Source organism: Mucilaginibacter sp. 5C4 (genome assembly GCF_034345625.1).
Classification (GTDB): Bacteria; Bacteroidota; Bacteroidia; order Sphingobacteriales; family Sphingobacteriaceae; genus Mucilaginibacter; species Mucilaginibacter aurantiaciroseus.
This window is the reverse complement of sequence record NZ_CP133775.1, coordinates 1-17,222: the sequence shown is the minus strand read 5'-3', so window position 1 is coordinate 17,222 and position 17,222 is coordinate 1. Positions and strand designations below refer to the sequence as shown.

Sequence of the window (17,222 nt, the reverse complement as noted above, 5' to 3'; positions counted from 1 at the left end):
TTACTTAGCATTCAGCTCGGCAACAAGTTCATCAATTTTATCGGTAGATAGGATGTCGGCATGCAACTGCATTAGTTTTCGCCAGCCGGCGATATTGTCGGGCGCAGCCCAAAACCTGATCTTTTTACCTGCTGCATGCAAGGCGTTTATTATCGACTTAAGCCTGCGCTCATCCAAAATTGGCAGATCATCCTCGCCCCTCCATCCGGAATAATTTTCGAAGTTAAGGCTAACCTGCGCTACGCGTTTCCACTCATCGGGTGTGTGCGGCAATTGCAGGTCGTCGTCAAAAGCAATGTAGGATGGGTAGTTTTTATACCCGGCAGGTGGCGGGCGGTTGCCGGTGATAATAATACTTAACGGGTATTGGTTGTTATCTTTTATCAGGTGCTTTAGTGGTTTCAGTTCCTCCTGTAATTCGGCGAGTATAGGGGCGTATGGGCCTTTCAGATCTATCACCAAATTGAGTGGTCGCGAGTTGGCTTTCAACTCTTTCATTATAGGTTGCAGGTATAGTTGCACCAATGTGCGTGGCTGCTTTGATATTAATGTATCGTGCGCTACCAGGAGTTTGCCATTGCGTAGGTGTATGTCAGCCTCTATTGCGCCAGCGCCTGCATTAAAGGCCTGGTAAAAAGCATTTGGCCGCGAGTAATCGTTATGCGAATGGATGTTGGCCGCGGTGTACTTTTGCTGTGCGTAAACCGAAGTAGTTACGATAAAGCAGACGAAGAATATGTATATCGATTTCAGCATAGCCATAGTATTGATAACCTAAAATAGATAATTAATGTTAGTGAAAAGTTAAGCTTTTATTAAGGCGTTTTATAAATAAATGCTATTTATGCTAACTGGGTGGCATTTAGTATATTAGCCACAATATATTTAACCTTCAAGAATGCCCTTTCGCAACCCCTATGCTATATTGGCGGTGCTATGCCTTTTATCAATCGGCAGTGCATCGGCACAAACAAAAAGCAAAACATTATACACCGCAGGCCACGCAAGTGCCTTTATTGGTGGTTTGTATGATGCTGTTTACCCTTACACCAAAGTATTAAAATACGGCGATTTTGGACTTGGTGCCCCCGATAAACTCGACGGTGAGATCCTGATCCTGGATGGTAAGATCTACCAAACGCAATCAACCGGTAAAACATTTTTGGTAAAACCAACAGCTCTTACACCCTTTGCGGTAGTCAACTTTTTTGACGCCCAAAAAGCGGCCCAAAATCACCAAAAACTGTCCAAAAATGACCTCTTTAAGTATCTCGATAGCCTGTTAACGAACAAGAACGGAATTTACGCGATAAAAATAACCGGGAGCTTTAATTTGGTAAAAACCCGGGCTTTTCCGCCTGTAAAAAACAAGCCTTACCAACCACTTGCCGACATGCTGCCACTGCAACATTTTTTCACTTTCGAAAATGTGAGGGGCACACTGGTGGGTTACCGTATCCCAACATTTATGGATGGCCCGAACATCGCCGGTTACCATTTCCATTTTTTAAGTGACGACAAAAAAGCCGGCGGCCACATCATCGACCTGATGACAGATAATATCACCATTGAGGTTGACCAGTTAGACGGCTTCAAGGTTGACATTCCCCAAACCAAAGACTTCGATAACTTCGACTTTAAGAAGGATCGCCGCGACGAGGTGAAACGTGTAGAGAACGGCAAGAAAGATTAAACCAGTTTCTTCACCGCTTTTGCCAACAGGTCGGTAGCCTGCTCCATTTCCTTAAAATTCATGGAAGCAAAACCTATGCGGATGTGTTCGCTTTCGCGGGATGGGTCGAAATAGTAATCGCGACCCGCGCTAACGGCTAAGCCCATGACCGCGGCCTTTTCGGCAACCGCTTTTGGTTTGATGCCATTGAGGTATTTCATCCAGATAGCAAACCCACCATCTGGAATTTTAAAACTTACGTGTTCGCCAAGCTGCTGGTTCAGCAGATCGCAGAACACATTCCGGCGTTCGTGGTAAAGCTTGTTGGCCTTTTTGAGGTGGCGGGTAATGTCGCCGTTCTTGAGCAGGTTGGCCATGGCCTCTTCTAAAAGCTGTTCGCCCTGCCTGTCGATGATACGGCGCAATTTGGTAGCCTGCGAAATAAGGTTGGGTGGCGCAACCATAAACCCTATGCGGATGCCCGGCGCGATGGTTTTACAAAACGAACCTATATAAATAACGCTGCCATAATAATCGGCGCTGGCAAGTGGCAGGATAGGGCTGCTGGCATAGTGGAAATCATAATCGTAATCATCCTCCAAAATCGCGAAGCTGTACCTCATAGCCAGTTCCAGCAGGCGCATCCGCCTTTCCGAACTTAGCGTAACCGTAGTAGGCTGGTGATGATGTGGGATCACGTACAGCGCTTTTACCTTTTTCTTTTTGCAGATCTCTTCCACAGCGTCCAGATCTATCCCACATTCATCAACGGGCACCAGTTCCAAATTTGCCCCGGTTTGCACGAACACTTCATTGGCGCCGCAGTAACCCGGGTCTGCGGCAATAACGGTATCACCTTTACCAAGCAGCAATTGCGCCGCAAGGTAAATAGCCATTTGCGCGCCCTTGGTGATCAGCACATGCTCGGGGTTTACGTGCAGGCCACGGGTCTCGCCCAGGAAACGGGCAAGTTCCGTCCGCAGGTTCTCTGAACCCTGCTCTGGTCCATACAATAAATATTTACTGGTGAAATGATAACCGGCAAAACGACGGTACTCGCGCAGCATCAAATCGACAGGCGCAAGGCGCGTATCAGGGAAGCCTTCATTAAAGGCAATACTTAAACTGGATGCCGGTTTAAAAAGGTTGATATGGCTCAGCGTATTCTCGCAAACATCAAAATGTGTTTTCTCGGGGTATGACAATAGTTGCGGCGCATTATCTGCAATTGGCCGCGGCGACACCTCCGGGAGGTTGGAAGCAATAAAGATGCCTTTCTGCGGATAAACATCCACCCAGCTTTGGGCGTATAGTTCATCGTAAGCGGCAACTACGGTATTGCGGTGAACCTTTAAACCAAGGGCCAAAGCGCGGCTGCTGGGCAACGCCGATGTCGGTTTTAAAGTTCCTTGCCTGATGTGGCCTATAATGCCGTTGGCTATCTGCAGGTACACGGGCACCTGCAATGATTTGTCGATACTAAGTAAACCTGTTACAAATTGCATACTGGACTATCTTGCTTGTTTTATCTGGACTATAAAGATAGGCCACTATCCTCGTATTTTTATATCATTAGCAAAAATAATGGAAGCATCAAAATATCAGCAGGCAACAGCATTGTACTTAAGGTTAGCCCTTGGCGCAGCATACCTTTGGCTGGTGGCCGATAGGCTTGGCTGGTTGGGTGCACCGGGGCAGCCACATATTAGCTGGGGCGATTGGGCACATTTTATGTTGCTGTCTAAAGATACCATGTCGTTTTTGCCCGATGCCCTTGTAACGCCGCTGGCCGTTTTAGCCACTATTGGTGAAGGCGTTTTTGGTTTTATGCTTATCATCGGCTTATTTACACGCTTGTCCGCATTAGGCAGCGGCGCAATTGCGCTGGCCTTCGCAGCGTCTATGACCATTTCAAGGGGGATAGATGCGCCTATAGGATACTCGGTTTTTACGGTAAGTGCTGCAAGCTTTTTGCTGGCAACCCTGCCTTATTACAAATGGAGTATCGATTCGTTAATTACTAAACAACAACCGTCATGACAAACATCTCACAAAAAGCACCGTCCACCTTATTAATAGTAATAGCTTTTGCCACGGTATATATTGTATGGGGTTCAACGTATTTCTTTATCCAGATGGCCATCCAGGGCATCCCGGCTATGTTGATGGGGGCTATACGTTATATAACTGCCGGTTTGTTATTGCTGGGATGGTGCGCCCTTAAAGGCGACAAGATCTGGGTAAAAAAAGATATTATTACTGCAGCCATTAGCGGTTTACTGCTTTTAGCCGTTGGCAATGGCATAGTAATATGGGTTGAGCAGGCTTTACCAAGCGCGATGGTTGCTATCATGATATCGGCCAACCCAATTTGGTTTGTAATATTAGATAAGCGCAACTGGAAAGAAAACCTCACCAGTACAGCCACCGTTGTGGGTTTGGTAATTGGTTTTGCCGGGGTGATCTTATTATTTGGCGAACAGGTGGCAAACGCCCTTGGCGGCACGCATGATAGCGCTAAGATATGGGGCGTGGGCTTACTGATCATCGGCCCGATAGGCTGGGCGGCAGGGTCATTATACTCTAAATACAAAAAAAGCAGCAGCCCTGCACGAGTAACTACCGCATGGCAAATGCTGATAGCGGGCTTTGCCTTTTTACCGGCAAGCGCCCTGCATAACGAATTTGCAGGTTTTGATATAACCCGTGTGCCTTTGCAGGCCTGGTTGGCGGTAGCATATCTTATAGTATTTGGGTCAATAGCGGCATTTACCGCTTATGTTTGGTTGTTACAGGTTAGGCCTGCCACACAGGTGAGCACACACTCGTACGTTAACCCGGTTATTGCGGTTTTATTAGGGGTGATGTTTGCACAGGAGCATATTTCGTGGGTACAAATTGGCGGGCTGGTAATTATATTAATAAGTGTACTGCTGATAAACCTTGCCAAATACCGTAAGGATGCTAATGATAAGAAAGAAGCTGAAGTTAAACCGGTAAAGGTTAGCGGGCAAATGTGCGAGGCGGTGTAATAACTGCGGGCACCCCGCAGAGGTTTGGCTAAAGCCCATATCCGGCTTGCCAATCCGTCCCATAAATGGGGCGGCAATGAATGAATTATTACTAAGTGGAGTATATTATTGCCGTTGGCTTTAGCCAACGGATTATAAATGAAAATCGGCTTTAGCAAAATGTAACTTTATACCCGTGAGCTTCTGCCGATAGCAAGATAAAGGATAGACCCGATAAAAGGCGCGAAGAGGATTATTAACACCCAGATTATTTTGGTTGATGCACCATTGAAAGTGGAACGAACAGCATCGAACAAACAAAATATGATTAGCCCAAAATAAGCTATTATTAAAAAAGTAATGATGAAAATTGCGGTTGAACTACCGCTTAGCAAAATTGCATTCATAAGTGATTGAACCTAAAGATACGAAATTGCGCGATTATTTGCAAATACGCTTACTAATCTTTAATACCCTACTTCACGCTTTTCTTCCGCACTATATAATATCCTGCAACAAACACCACAATGCAAATAACAAGGCTTACATAGACATCATCAGTAAATATGTTTATCTGCAGGTCTCTTACAGGGCCATGGGCTTTGTCGCCCTGCTTTATCATTGTAGTTATAGCAACCATTGGGTGTGAGTAAGGAAAAAGATAGCTATAATCCCAATTTTTTGATGCTGCAGTTACGCCCACAATTGTGGCTACAAAGCCAAGGCCCATGGGCTTTAAAAAATCAGACCATAAAAGGCTTAATAGGAATTGTATTGATAAAATACCTAATGAAGACAGGAACAGCTTAAAGTAAATCTGCATAAGTTGCAGTTCCATATGGTACGAATTAAATTTTAATTCAGGTTTTAAAGCACTTAGTAAATTACAAACCCTATTGTGAATAAAGCGAACAAGGCCAGGCACAAAAATACCAGGAATAAGGCGTAGACAAACTTGGCACCGTAAACCGACCAACGCGATATGGGTAAGCTGAAAAGTGTTTTCCATGTGTCGGCTTTATGCTCTACGTTATTAACAGAATATGCTACAAATATGGTATACATGGGTAATAATAAGGTACCCATCATGCCTAAGCCAATCATCGAGAATTGTACCCACAGCTCCATCGGCTGCATAGCCGTAAACTTTTCGCTTTTGGTATAAAATATGGCAAAGGCTAATAAACTAATCAGAAGCGGCAGCAAAATAGCACCCAAAAATCCTATAGTTTTACGGGTCTTATAAAATTCGGAACGGAATGATAGTAAAAATTCCTTCATGTTGGTTTAGTTACTTTGGGTTGTGATATCTAAAAATAACCGTTCAAGGTCTTTCCGTTGTTTGTTGATACCAAAAACGGTAATGCCATTTTGAATAAGTAGGGTGTTTATTTCACCGATCTGCTCTTTTGATGTAAATGGCACGTAAAGATGGTTCTGGTCAACATCAGTTACCGTAAAGTTATGGCGCTTTAAAAGGTTGGCAGCATCAACGGTGTTATCTGTTTCGATATTGATAAGCGGTTGGCTAATATTCTGCAGGTCGCCTATAGTCCCCTGGAACATCAATTGGCCATTATTAATGATACCAACGTGGGTGGCCATCTTCTCTATCTCGGCAAGTAAGTGGCTGGATATAAAAACAGTTTTACCGGTAGCCACCAGGCGCATCAGCAACTCGCGGATCTCGATGATGCCGTTAGGGTCAAGACCGTTAGTGGGTTCGTCTAAAATTAAAAGTTTTGGGTCGGCAAGTAAGGCAAGGGCAATACCCAGGCGCTGTTTCATGTCAAGCGAGTACTGGCCTGCTTTTTTATCGGCAGCATTGGTAAGCTGCACCAGTTTCAGCATCTCATCCACCTTCGCTTCGTTCACCTGCAAAAGCATGGCGCGGTTCAACAAGTTTTCGCGGCCGGTAAGGTGGTGGTATATGGCGGGCTGCTCTATCAGCGAACCTATCTGCTTTAAAACTTCGATGCGGTTGCTGTTCAGCTCTTTCTCAAAAATATGAATGCTGCCTTCGCCGGCTTGGAGCAGGTTGAGCAGCATTTTTATGGTAGTGGTTTTACCGGCGCCATTTGGCCCTAAAAACCCGTATATGCTCCCCGCGGGTACTTGCAGGGAAAGTGATTTAACAACTTGCTGGTTACCGAAAAACTATGATAAACCGTTTGTTTGGATTACCATAGTTTTTCGGTAGCGATAGAAGCAACGGTTTTAATTACGGTTACACCTTTAATAAATAATGATGTAGCGTGCACTGCAGAGTTGCTTGCAGTAAATTGTTTCTGTTCAAACTGGTAGCTAACGCCCATTATTATGGCAAAAACTACAGGGGCCAGTAATAGGATAAATGGATTTGAGTTTGAAACTAACTTTTTCATTGTGTGTGTGATTTTGATAGAACAAAGGAATACTAAATAACCCACCCCCTAAAATCATTTAGACCAACAGGCAGCATTTGTAGATGAACGGTTAAAAACCACGTTTAACCCGTTCGTCGGTTTTTTTAGCCCGTTCATCTAAACAATGCGTTGCTACATATAATTACACAGCTAAATCCGGCTATAAATATTACTTTAGATGCAGATAGCCTCTCCATCCTGAGGGCAATCGGGAGAGATGACTTGAAAAAGCTATTGGAACCCTCTCCCTTGGAGAGGACAGCGTGAGGCTTAGATTTAGATAAGAAAATATATAGATGAAACGGGCCTGGCAAATTTTTTGGCATTTACTATTCTGGCTAAGCATGATCTCGCTTTTTGTGTTTTTAGGGCACAGCGGGGGTAAAATGCCTATGAAAACCTTGCTGGTTATATTTGTGGTATTTGGTGTAATAAACATTGCATTGTTCTATTTAAACTATCTGTTGCTTATCCCTAAGTATTTAGATGTAAAAAAGTATAAGCACTACGCTATATATATAATAAGCGCCTTAATTGTATTTGGGCTTATAAAGTATGGGGTGGCGGTAATATTTAAGCCTATCGCCTTAGAGCGGGCGGGTAAGATCATTGCCTTTTGGCAGTACGCTTTCAGTACGTTATTCACCAATATCATATTTATTTTCTTAAGTACGGTTTTAAAATTTACTACCGACTGGTTCCTGAACGAACGCGTACAGCGAGACCTGGAGAACCAGCGCCTTTCGGCAGAGTTGTCGTTTTTGAAATCGCAGATCAATCCGCACTTTCTGTTCAACTCGTTAAATAGCATTTACTCGCTGGCCTACCAAAAATCGGATACCACGCCCGAGGCTATCCTGAAACTATCCGAGATTATGCGTTACATGCTTTACGAGTGTAATGATAATAGGGTAGAGCTAACTAAGGAACTGCAGTACCTGCAAAATTACATCGACCTTCAAAAGATCAGGTTTGGTAATAGCGCTTTCATCAATTTTGAAGTAACGGGAGAGGTAACCAACCAGCATATTGTGCCGTTGTTGCTGATCTCGTTTATAGAGAACGCTTTTAAACACGGGGTGGCAAACGATGCGCTATCGCCAATAATCCTTAAAATAAATTTGGGGGATGGCCATTTAAACTTCTTTATCCAAAACAAAAAACATACGCATAACCGCGATCCGTCCGGCGGGATAGGGCTTGCAAACGTTCGCCGCAGGCTGGACCTGCTGTACCCCGGGAAATATAATTTAGATATTCGCGACGAAGCGGATACGTACACAGTTCAATTATCCTTAGTTTTATAGCCATGATCCGTTGCCTTGTTGTTGATGATGAGCCTTTGGCGCTTAATATACTGGAAGATTATATCTCCAAGATGCCTGCTTTGCAGCTGGTAAAAGCAACCACCAACCCCATCGAAGCCCTAACCATGGTGCAGGATGGCGGTATCGACCTGGTTTTTTTAGATGTGCAAATGCCCGAACTGACAGGTATCCAGTTCCTGCGCATCTCAAACGGCAAAGCAAAAGTGATATTGACAACCGCCTACCCGCAATACGCGCTGGAAGGTTACGAACTTGACGTGGTAGATTACCTGCTGAAACCTATCGCGTTCGACAGGTTCTTTAAATCGGTGCAAAAAGCGCAGGCGATTATCCAGCCTGCAACCGCACCGGTTGTTAAAGCCGAGCCCGTGCAACAGGATGATTTTATGAGCGACTTCATCTTCGTGAAAACCGAGCATAAAATCCAAAAGGTATACCTGCATGATATCCTGTTTATAGAAGGGTTGAAAGATTACGTATCCATCTTTACCCCAGCCGAGCGTATCATAACCCTGCAAGGCATGAAAAAGATGGAAGACGCCCTGCCGCCGAAGCACTTTATCCGCGTGCATAAATCATACATCGTATCTATTAATAAAATAGACAGCATCGAGCGCAGCCGAATATTCATCGGCGACAAGGTGATCCCCGTTGGGGATACCTATAGGGATGAGTTTTTTAAGATAGTAGACGGGAAGAATATATAGAGGATTGTCTCCGCGCGTCATTGCGAGCGATAGCGTGGCAATCTCCTACTTACAGAGCCGCAAACAAGTCTATCGAGTACTGCCACGTCACTACTTTCCTTACAGCAATGACGCGCGGTAAATAGGTTTTCAGTTTAAACCACCTGCTGCGTCATTATCCTAATTTCTTTCGGATAGTAATTATTGATACGATTAGGTAGCAACTTCGCCCAGCCTAAAGCCAATCCCTGGTAGGTCATCAAACTCCAGCCTTTGCCGGTAATTTCCAGGTCTATATTATCGCGGCGTAAGTATTGGATAGCCTGCTCTTTGGTTAGCTCGGTAGATAATACTGTATCCTTATTAATAACTAAGCTAAGGGCCAGCTCATGTTCCGGGATCAGGTCGTTACCGGCCAGCTTCCCAATCCGCACCCCCGACTTCTTTATATATAGGTGTCGGTGCAAAATGTTCAGGCTTTCTTTGTGCTCACGGTTTATGGCCAGCCAGTCTTCGTTCACTTTAAAAAAGTAAAAGTCATCGGCATCATTAATATAACCTTTTACAATATCCATCTCTTTGGCCGGTAGTTTTTGCTGCCCGTTGTTTTTATAGTTGGATAGGCCACCGCTGCTTTCCTTTTTGCGCAGGCAGGCCGCAAACAAACCCTCGCCCTTAACCTTGCCCGGGTAAAAGCGGTAGCCCCAAGCTTTTTTAAGCGGCGATTCGGTTTCCACAATTCCCCACTCCTTATATATAGGTATGCGTACGCTATCCAAGCCAAACTCGGTGCAAAGCCAATCCAGTATATCCTCGTTCTCCTGGTGCGAATAACTGCAGGTACTATATATAAGGTAGCCGTCTTCTTTTAAGGCGGGATAAATATCTGCAAGGATGCGCTCCTGGCGTTGGTGGCAAAGGTTAACGTTGCCTTCGCTCCATTCATTCATGGCAGCAGGGTCTTTACGGAACATGCCCGAGCCCGAGCATGGCGCATCTACCAGTACCATATCAAAAAAACTGTGGATGGCGTTAAAGTCCTTCGGGTCGTTATTGGTGATGATAGTATTTGATGTTCCCCAGCGGTTAAGGTTATCACTTAATATAGGTACACGCGTTTTGATGATCTCATTTGCCACCAGCAGGTCGCTGCTATTTAGCGCAGAATTTAGCAGGGTAGATTTACCGCCCGGCGCCGCGCAAAGGTCTAATACTTTAATGGCATCATCCTTATTTGGGCGGATGGTATTTAATATATGTGCGATAAACATAGACGATGCCTCCTGTACATAATAAGCACCCGCGTGAAATAGCGGGTCGAAAGTAAAGGAAGGGCGTTCATTTAAATAAAAGCCCTCGGTACACCAGGGTACTTGAGAGTCGGTTTTTAGGGCCGATTGTTTAAAAGGGTTAATTCTGATGGATGTTGGGGTAGGTTCTGAAAGGTGCGCATCAATAAAATTTTGGCGGTCGAAGCCCTGTTCGTCATTCAAATCATCTAAAAACAGCGGCGGGAAGGTGAAGTTTTCCATATCTAAATCAAACTTACGCATTTTTTTATGGCCTTAAATAATGCCTTTATTAGGCATTATAAGGTATATATGGCCTTAATTGATGTTTGTACACATAATGCTTACGTTAATTTGGTGTTAATTTACAGGTAGTTACAAAATTGTTTTAATTATTTTCAATTAATGCTTGTAAGGGTAGGGGTTTTCTACTTACATTTGTGGCCGCTCAAATAAAAAGGGCGTTGTTTTTTGAAGTTTAGCGAATAAAAAAAAGATTAAAAAAAGTGAATATTTCACTTGCCAATCACCAAATTTATTTGCACCTTTGCAGCCCGCAACAACGAAAGAAATTGCGGTTGTTAAATTGAAAAACAGCGAAGAAAAAATAGTTCAAAAAAAGTGAAAATAACACTTGACACGAATTAAAAATAATCGCATCTTTGCATTCGCTTCTACAATGAAGCAAAGCATTGAAAAACAAAGAGATCGCAATGATTTCTTAAACACAAGATTGAGAGTTTAGATCGCAATGATCGACGACATAAAAGCCGAGCCGAGATGGTTAGGCGCAAAGTTCTTAAAAGAGATAGAGAATAAATTATGCAGCGTAACGGCAGCGGAATCGAAAGATGAGGTTGATTGTTATCAAAGCGAACTTAAGGGAATGGGATAATGTAAGAGAATATTTTTTTTTACAGATTTCTATTGATTGAGTTAATAGGGTCTGGATTTGAACAAACACATTATACAATGGAGAGTTTGATCCTGGCTCAGGATGAACGCTAGCGGCAGGCCTAATACATGCAAGTCGAACGGGATTGAGAAGCTTGCTTTTCATGAGAGTGGCGCACGGGTGCGTAACACGTATGTAACCTACCTTAATCTGGGGGATAGCCTCTCGAAAGAGAGATTAACACCGCATAACATTACCGGACAGCATTTTCTGGTAATCAAATATTTATAGGATTAAGATGGGCATGCGGAACATTAGCTAGTTGGTAAGGTAATGGCTTACCAAGGCTACGATGTTTAGGGGATCTGAGAGGATGACCCCCCACACTGGTACTGAGACACGGACCAGACTCCTACGGGAGGCAGCAGTAAGGAATATTGGTCAATGGGCGCAAGCCTGAACCAGCCATGCCGCGTGCAGGAAGACGGCCCTACGGGTTGTAAACTGCTTTTGTACCGGAATAAACCTTTTCACGTGTGAGAAGCTGAATGTACGGTAAGAATAAGGATCGGCTAACTCCGTGCCAGCAGCCGCGGTAATACGGAGGATCCAAGCGTTATCCGGATTTATTGGGTTTAAAGGGTGCGTAGGCGGTTCTTTAAGTCAGGGGTGAAAGACGGTAGCTTAACTATCGCAGTGCCTTTGATACTGAAGAACTTGAATACACTTGAGGTAGGCGGAATGTGACAAGTAGCGGTGAAATGCATAGATATGTCACAGAACACCAATTGCGAAGGCAGCTTACTAAAGTGTCATTGACGCTGAGGCACGAAAGCGTGGGGATCAAACAGGATTAGATACCCTGGTAGTCCACGCCCTAAACGATGAATACTCGATGTTGGCGATATACGGTCAGCGTCTAAGCGAAAGCGTTAAGTATTCCACCTGGGGAGTACGCCCGCAAGGGTGAAACTCAAAGGAATTGACGGGGGCCCGCACAAGCGGAGGAGCATGTGGTTTAATTCGATGATACGCGAGGAACCTTACCCGGGCTTGAAAGTTAGTGAATGATTCAGAGACGAATCAGTCCTTCGGGACACGAAACTAGGTGCTGCATGGCTGTCGTCAGCTCGTGCCGTGAGGTGTTGGGTTAAGTCCCGCAACGAGCGCAACCCCTGTGAATAGTTGCCAGCACGTAATGGTGGGGACTCTATTCAGACTGCCTATGCAAATAGAGAGGAAGGAGGGGACGACGTCAAGTCATCATGGCCCTTACGTCCGGGGCTACACACGTGCTACAATGGATGGTACAGCGGGCAGCTACCTGGCAACAGGATGCCAATCTCGTAAAGCCATTCACAGTTCGGATCGGGGTCTGCAACTCGACCCCGTGAAGTTGGATTCGCTAGTAATCGCATATCAGCAATGATGCGGTGAATACGTTCCCGGGCCTTGTACACACCGCCCGTCAAGCCATGGAAGCTGGAAGTGCCTGAAGTGCGTAACCGTAAGGAGCGTCCTAGGGTAAAGTCGGTAACTGGGGCTAAGTCGTAACAAGGTAGCCGTACCGGAAGGTGTGGCTGGAATACCTCCTTTCTGGAGCATTATCCAAAAATTACCTGAGTACGCAAATGACAGTTTAACTGTTACCTGCATGATTATTTTCTTATTTATTCTCTAAAAAAAACAACCCGGAAGATGAAGCCATCGGTTGTGGTGCAGCCATAATAGTGGCAAGATTGTAAAGATAAACAAACAGTCCTGTAGCTCAGTTTGGTTAGAGCACTACACTGATAATGTAGGGGTCAGCAGTTCAAATCTGCTCGGGACTACGAGGTGAAGATACCAGAATGACTTGGTATTAACAAACATCTGAAAGGGGGATTAGCTCAGCTGGCTAGAGCACCTGCCTTGCACGCAGGGGGTCAACGGTTCGAATCCGTTATTCTCCACCAAGTTTGCGCGATGCAAACATTAACACTTTGAAATAAAGTAAAGGAAATCAGCCGAAAGGGGCTGGAGCAACCCGATTTACATCGGGAGGTTTATCGGTTCGAATCCGTTATTCTCCACTACACCCTCCGTTTCCTTAACAGGATAGGATATAATGCAAGTTATCATGCACGTTGTATGATATAGGGTAAAGTTCTTTGACATATTGGAAGAAGTAATTAAAAAGAGAAAACAACAGTAGAGACGTTGTTTGGCTTTAGTTACAAGAAATAAGAGACAAGATAAAAGATAGAAAGCTTCGGCAATAAATCTTGGTTCCTGGTTCATGACATCTTGCATCTAAACGAGCAACATATCAAAAAGCATACAGTACTGAGCAAAAGCAGTACAAGTATAGAAGAAAGTAAGAAAGGGTACACGGGGGATGCCTTGGCTCTCAGAGGCGATGAAGGACGTGATAAGCTGCGATAAGCTGCGGGGATTAGCAAATATGAATTGATCCGCAGATTTCCGAATGGGGAAACCTAACTAGTTGAAGACTAGTTGCATATATGCGCAAACCTGCTGAACTGAAACATCTAAGTAAGCAGAGGAAGAGAAAATAATAATGATTTCCTGAGTAGTGGCGAGCGAAAGGGAAGAAGCCCAAACCAGATATGTTACGGCATAGCTGGGGTTGTAGGACCACAACATGAATATCAAAATGAACCGGAAGGGGGTGGGAAACCCCGCCATAGAGCATGAGAGCTGCGTACGGGTAAGTAATGATAGGATAGTGGTATCCTGAGTACCGCGAGGTCGGAGACGCCTTGTGGGAATCTGCCGGCACCATCCGGTAAGGCTAAATACTCCTGAGAGACCGATAGTGAACCAGTACCGTGAGGGAAAGGTGAAAAGAACCCCGAACAGGGGAGTGAAATAGAACCTGAAACCGTGTACTTACAAGCGGTCGGAGCACCTTCGTGGTGTGACGGCGTGCCTTTTGCATAATGAGCCTACGAGTTACTCCTCTCTGGCAAGGTTAAGTGTTTAAGACACGGATCCGAAGCGAAAGCGAGTCTGAATAGGGCGTATAGTCAGAGGGGGTAGACGCGAAACCTTGTGATCTACCCATGGACAGGTTGAAGGTGCCGTAACAGGTACTGGAGGACCGAACCGATAAACGTTGAAAAGTTTCCGGATGATCTGTGGGTAGGGGTGAAAGGCTAATCAAACTGGGAAATAGCTCGTACTCCCCGAAATGTTTTTAGGAACAGCGTGGTGGTTAAGTTATATAGAGGTAGAGCTACTGATTGGGTGCGGGGGAGTCAAATCCTACCAAATCCAGACAAACTCCGAATGCTATATAATATACACTGCAGTGAGGCTATGGGTGCTAAGGTCCATGGCCGAGAGGGAAAGAACCCAGACCATCAGCTAAGGTCCCCAAATTAACGCTAAGTTGAACTAACGAGGTCCGATTGCATAGACAGCTAGGATGTTGGCTTGGAAGCAGCCATTCATTTAAAGAGTGCGTAACAGCTCACTAGTCGAGCGATCGGGCATGGATAATAAACGGGCATTAAGCGTTATACCGAAGCTATGGATTATATACTATGTATATACTGGTAGGGGAGCATTCTAATTGCCGGTGAAGCAGGAAAGACAATTGACTGTGGAGGAATTAGAAAAGCAAATGTAGGCATAAGTAACGATAAGGCGGGAGAGAAACCCGCCCACCGAAAGACTAAGGTTTCCTGATCAACGCTAATCGGATCAGGGTTAGTCGGGGCCTAAGGTGAAGCCGAAGGGCGTAGCCGATGGACAACTGGTTAATATTCCAGTACTTTTTATAACTGCGATGCGGTGACGGAGTAGTGACACTGACGCGAACTGACGGAATAGTTCGTTAAAGGCCGTAGGTATAGGTTTGGTAGTTAAGTACGCCAGATTTGCTGAAAGCTGATAGTACACTGAGCCTTCGGGTAAGGTGATAGTTCAGGTAATCAGACTTCCAAGAAAACCCGCTAAGCTTCAGGTTATAAAAACCCGTACCGTAAACCGACACAGGTAGTCGAGGAGAGAATCCTAAGGTGCTCGAGTGAATCATGGCTAAGGAACTCGGCAAAATGGCCCTGTAACTTCGGGAGAAGGGGCGCTGGTAGCAATATCAGCCGCAGTGAAAAGGCCCAGGCGACTGTTTAACAAAAACACATGGCTTTGCAAAATCGAAAGATGACGTATAAGGCCTGACACCTGCCCGGTGCCGGAAGGTTAAGAGGGGATGTTATTCGCAAGGAGAAGCATTGAATCGAAGCCCCGGTAAACGGCGGCCGTAACTATAACGGTCCTAAGGTAGCGAAATTCCTTGTCGGGTAAGTTCCGACCTGCACGAATGGTGTAACGATCTGGGCGCTGTCTCAGCCATGAGCTCGGTGAAATTGTGGTATCGGTGAAGACGCCGGTTACCCGCAACGGGACGGAAAGACCCCATGCACCTTCACTACAACTTAACATTGATATCGGATACAGGATGTGTAGGATAGGTGGGAGACTGTGATCATGCTTCGCTAGGAGTATGTTAGTCAACGTTGAAATACCACCCTTTCTGTATTTGGTGTCTAACTCGATTATGTCGAGAACATTGTTTGGCGGGTAGTTTGACTGGGGTGGTCGCCTCCAAAAAGGTAACGGAGGCTTTCAAAGGTAAGCTCAGTACGCTTGGTAACCGTACGTGGAGTGCAATAGCATAAGCTTGCTTGACTGTGAGGCAGACAAGCCGAGCAGGGTCGAAAGACGGATATAGTGATCCGGTGGTTCTGCATGGAAGGGCCATCGCTCAAAGGATAAAAGGTACGCTGGGGATAACAGGCTGATCTCCCCCAAGAGCTCATATCGACGGGGAGGTTTGGCACCTCGATGTCGGCTCGTCACATCCTGGGGCTGGAGAAGGTCCCAAGGGTTGAGCTGTTCGCTCATTAAAGTGGCACGCGAGCTGGGTTCAGAACGTCGCGAGACAGTTCGGTCCCTATCTGTTGTGGGCGTTGGAAGTTTGAGTGGGGCTGACCTTAGTACGAGAGGACCGGGTTGGACTAACCTCTGGTGAATCTGTTATGCCGCCAGGTGTACTGCAGAGTAGCTACGTTGGGAATAGATAAGCGCTGAAAGCATCTAAGTGCGAAACTAGCCACAAGATGAGACTTCCATTGAGGATCGTAGCAGACTACTACGTTGATAGGTTACAGATATAAAGGTGGTGACATCATAGTCGAGTAATACTAATAATCCGAAGCTTTCTCATAGCAGGTAATGAATGGTGGTAGAGAACCAAGACCGTAAGAAGTAAGAACCAGGAGCAATCCAGGTTCCCATATCCGATCTCTTGCCTCTATCATCGAGCAAAACAAAGCTGTTGTTTTCTCTGATACTTACTTCTTTCAATTATGTTTAAGTTTAGCCGAAAGCTGATAGACGCAAGTCTGAAGCCGAAAGTGAAAACAAATACCGAATTATAAAAGGACTAGCCTTAAGCTTTATGCTTTTCGCTTTCACCTTAAAAATATTCAGGTGCCTATATCGGCGGTGTCCACCTCTTCCCATTCCGAACAGAGAAGTTAAGCCCGCCAGAGCCGATGGTACTGCAGTAAAATGTGGGAGAGTAGGTCGGTGCCCAATCTTAATCCGTTAGTAAACGGACTAAACGAGAACCCTTCAACCAAAAGTTGAGGGGTTTCTTTGTTTAAAACCTTTTCCTGTTTGCCATGGTGAGCCTGCCCGGCCACGCATTTCCAACAAGCCAAATGTTCACGTTCACGCTGGTGAACACACGCGCATGTTTGTAAAGCGCTCAAAATCAATGCTTCCAAAATTACACTACTGACAGTATCGTGCCACCACGGCCTGTTGTTATAACCGGTATATTTGGGGGTAAGATCCGTCCGGTATCTTGCTTAAACCCACCTAAATACCGCCCCTAAATGACCCAAAACCACTCCGCAGAAAGA

At 45.2% G+C, this 17,222-nt stretch carries 14 protein-coding genes, 2 tRNA genes and 3 rRNA genes; 11 read left to right on the top strand and 8 right to left on the bottom strand.

What is annotated here, in order from left to right; all coding sequences use genetic code 11:
* Complete coding sequence (locus RHM67_RS00090; protein WP_322229368.1) at positions 1 to 762, bottom strand: hypothetical protein; 762 nt, start codon at positions 760 to 762, stop codon at positions 1 to 3.
* Positions 763 to 898: 136 nt separating this feature from the next.
* Here RHM67_RS00090 and budA point away from each other — a divergent pair, with 136 nt between their 5' ends.
* Entirely contained in the window at positions 899 to 1,693 is a 795-nt protein-coding gene (budA, locus tag RHM67_RS00085) for an acetolactate decarboxylase (RefSeq protein ID WP_322229366.1), read from the top strand.
* On the opposite strand, the gene RHM67_RS00080 is transcribed toward budA, so the two are convergent.
* Positions 1,690 to 3,177: a PLP-dependent aminotransferase family protein gene (locus tag RHM67_RS00080; protein ID WP_322229364.1), complete on the bottom strand. Its 1,488-nt coding sequence runs from the start codon at positions 3,175 to 3,177 to the stop codon at positions 1,690 to 1,692. The two genes, budA and RHM67_RS00080, sit on opposite strands and share 4 nt — an antisense overlap.
* 79 nt (positions 3,178 to 3,256) lie before the next feature.
* On the opposite strand from RHM67_RS00080, the gene RHM67_RS00075 reads away from it, so the two are divergent.
* Together RHM67_RS00075 and RHM67_RS00070 are read left to right on the top strand one after the other, a co-directional pair.
* Positions 3,257 to 3,712 (top strand): DoxX family protein, encoded by a 456-nt coding sequence (locus tag RHM67_RS00075; protein ID WP_322229363.1) that lies wholly within the window; start codon positions 3,257 to 3,259, stop codon positions 3,710 to 3,712.
* Positions 3,709 to 4,704 (top strand): EamA family transporter, encoded by a 996-nt coding sequence (locus RHM67_RS00070; protein WP_322229361.1) that lies wholly within the window; start codon positions 3,709 to 3,711, stop codon positions 4,702 to 4,704. Before RHM67_RS00075 ends, RHM67_RS00070 begins: the two co-directional genes overlap by 4 nt.
* Positions 4,705 to 4,871: 167 nt before the next feature.
* On the opposite strand, the gene RHM67_RS20550 is transcribed toward RHM67_RS00070, so the two are convergent.
* The 5 genes from RHM67_RS20550 to RHM67_RS00050 all read right to left on the bottom strand — a co-directional run bounded on the left by RHM67_RS20550 (position 4,872) and on the right by RHM67_RS00050 (position 7,067).
* Positions 4,872 to 5,090: a PLDc N-terminal domain-containing protein gene (locus RHM67_RS20550; RefSeq protein WP_369124786.1), complete on the bottom strand. Its 219-nt coding sequence runs from the start codon at positions 5,088 to 5,090 to the stop codon at positions 4,872 to 4,874.
* 68 nt (positions 5,091 to 5,158) lie between these two features.
* On the bottom strand, positions 5,159 to 5,521 hold the full coding sequence (locus RHM67_RS00065) for a hypothetical protein (protein ID WP_322229358.1): 363 nt from the start codon (positions 5,519 to 5,521) through the stop codon (positions 5,159 to 5,161).
* A 38-nt stretch (positions 5,522 to 5,559) separates the two neighbouring features.
* On the bottom strand, positions 5,560 to 5,964 hold the full coding sequence (locus tag RHM67_RS00060; protein ID WP_322229355.1) for an ABC transporter permease: 405 nt from the start codon (positions 5,962 to 5,964) through the stop codon (positions 5,560 to 5,562).
* A 6-nt stretch (positions 5,965 to 5,970) separates the two neighbouring features.
* The gene (locus RHM67_RS00055) at positions 5,971 to 6,804 is read right to left on the bottom strand and encodes an ABC transporter ATP-binding protein (RefSeq protein WP_322232159.1); all 834 of its coding nucleotides are present in this window, start codon (positions 6,802 to 6,804) and stop codon (positions 5,971 to 5,973) included.
* Positions 6,805 to 6,863: 59 nt separating this feature from the next.
* On the bottom strand, positions 6,864 to 7,067 hold the full coding sequence (locus RHM67_RS00050; protein WP_252758503.1) for a hypothetical protein: 204 nt from the start codon (positions 7,065 to 7,067) through the stop codon (positions 6,864 to 6,866).
* A gap of 317 nt (positions 7,068 to 7,384) precedes the next feature.
* Here RHM67_RS00050 and RHM67_RS00045 point away from each other — a divergent pair, with 317 nt between their 5' ends.
* Positions 7,385 to 8,395, top strand: coding sequence for a sensor histidine kinase (locus RHM67_RS00045; RefSeq protein WP_322229352.1), 1,011 nt, complete (start codon positions 7,385 to 7,387; stop codon positions 8,393 to 8,395).
* Positions 8,396 to 8,397: 2 nt separating this feature from the next.
* Positions 8,398 to 9,123, top strand: a complete 726-nt coding sequence (locus RHM67_RS00040; RefSeq protein WP_322229350.1) for a LytTR family DNA-binding domain-containing protein — start codon at positions 8,398 to 8,400, stop codon at positions 9,121 to 9,123.
* Between the two features lie 134 nt (positions 9,124 to 9,257).
* Here RHM67_RS00040 and RHM67_RS00035 read toward each other — a convergent pair whose 3' ends face one another.
* Positions 9,258 to 10,655 (bottom strand): methyltransferase RsmF C-terminal domain-like protein, encoded by a 1,398-nt coding sequence (locus tag RHM67_RS00035; protein ID WP_322229347.1) that lies wholly within the window; start codon positions 10,653 to 10,655, stop codon positions 9,258 to 9,260.
* A 487-nt stretch (positions 10,656 to 11,142) separates the two neighbouring features.
* Here RHM67_RS00035 and RHM67_RS00030 point away from each other — a divergent pair, with 487 nt between their 5' ends.
* From RHM67_RS00030 to rrf, 6 genes are all read left to right on the top strand, one after another.
* Complete coding sequence (locus RHM67_RS00030; protein WP_322228693.1) at positions 11,143 to 11,286, top strand: hypothetical protein; 144 nt, start codon at positions 11,143 to 11,145, stop codon at positions 11,284 to 11,286.
* A 74-nt stretch (positions 11,287 to 11,360) separates the two neighbouring features.
* Positions 11,361 to 12,882 (top strand): 16S ribosomal RNA (locus RHM67_RS00025).
* A gap of 161 nt (positions 12,883 to 13,043) precedes the next feature.
* Positions 13,044 to 13,118, top strand: a tRNA-Ile gene (locus RHM67_RS00020).
* Positions 13,119 to 13,164: 46 nt separating this feature from the next.
* Positions 13,165 to 13,241, top strand: a tRNA-Ala gene (locus RHM67_RS00015).
* Positions 13,242 to 13,636: 395 nt separating this feature from the next.
* Positions 13,637 to 16,519 (top strand): 23S ribosomal RNA (locus RHM67_RS00010).
* A gap of 262 nt (positions 16,520 to 16,781) precedes the next feature.
* A 5S ribosomal RNA gene (rrf, locus tag RHM67_RS00005) occupies positions 16,782 to 16,893 on the top strand.
* Together the 16S, 23S and 5S rRNA genes with 2 tRNA genes alongside form the textbook arrangement of a ribosomal RNA operon.
* Positions 16,894 to 17,222: the final 329 nt, after the last annotated feature.

What these genes read in the sequence shown, in the direction of transcription:
- RHM67_RS00090 (WP_322229368.1), bottom strand. Translation starts at nt 762, where the DNA reads ATGGCTATGCTGAAATCGATATACATATTCTTCGTCTGCTTTATCGTA.
- budA (WP_322229366.1), top strand. Translation starts at nt 899, where the DNA reads ATGCCCTTTCGCAACCCCTATGCTATATTGGCGGTGCTATGCCTTTTA.
- RHM67_RS00080 (WP_322229364.1), bottom strand. Translation starts at nt 3,177, where the DNA reads ATGCAATTTGTAACAGGTTTACTTAGTATCGACAAATCATTGCAGGTG.
- RHM67_RS00075 (WP_322229363.1), top strand. Translation starts at nt 3,257, where the DNA reads ATGGAAGCATCAAAATATCAGCAGGCAACAGCATTGTACTTAAGGTTA.
- RHM67_RS00070 (WP_322229361.1), top strand. Translation starts at nt 3,709, where the DNA reads ATGACAAACATCTCACAAAAAGCACCGTCCACCTTATTAATAGTAATA.
- RHM67_RS20550 (WP_369124786.1), bottom strand. Translation starts at nt 5,090, where the DNA reads ATGAATGCAATTTTGCTAAGCGGTAGTTCAACCGCAATTTTCATCATT.
- RHM67_RS00065 (WP_322229358.1), bottom strand. Translation starts at nt 5,521, where the DNA reads ATGGAACTGCAACTTATGCAGATTTACTTTAAGCTGTTCCTGTCTTCA.
- RHM67_RS00060 (WP_322229355.1), bottom strand. Translation starts at nt 5,964, where the DNA reads ATGAAGGAATTTTTACTATCATTCCGTTCCGAATTTTATAAGACCCGT.
- RHM67_RS00050 (WP_252758503.1), bottom strand. Translation starts at nt 7,067, where the DNA reads ATGAAAAAGTTAGTTTCAAACTCAAATCCATTTATCCTATTACTGGCC.
- RHM67_RS00045 (WP_322229352.1), top strand. Translation starts at nt 7,385, where the DNA reads ATGAAACGGGCCTGGCAAATTTTTTGGCATTTACTATTCTGGCTAAGC.
- RHM67_RS00040 (WP_322229350.1), top strand. Translation starts at nt 8,398, where the DNA reads ATGATCCGTTGCCTTGTTGTTGATGATGAGCCTTTGGCGCTTAATATA.
- RHM67_RS00035 (WP_322229347.1), bottom strand. Translation starts at nt 10,655, where the DNA reads ATGCGTAAGTTTGATTTAGATATGGAAAACTTCACCTTCCCGCCGCTG.
- RHM67_RS00030 (WP_322228693.1), top strand. Translation starts at nt 11,143, where the DNA reads ATGATCGACGACATAAAAGCCGAGCCGAGATGGTTAGGCGCAAAGTTC.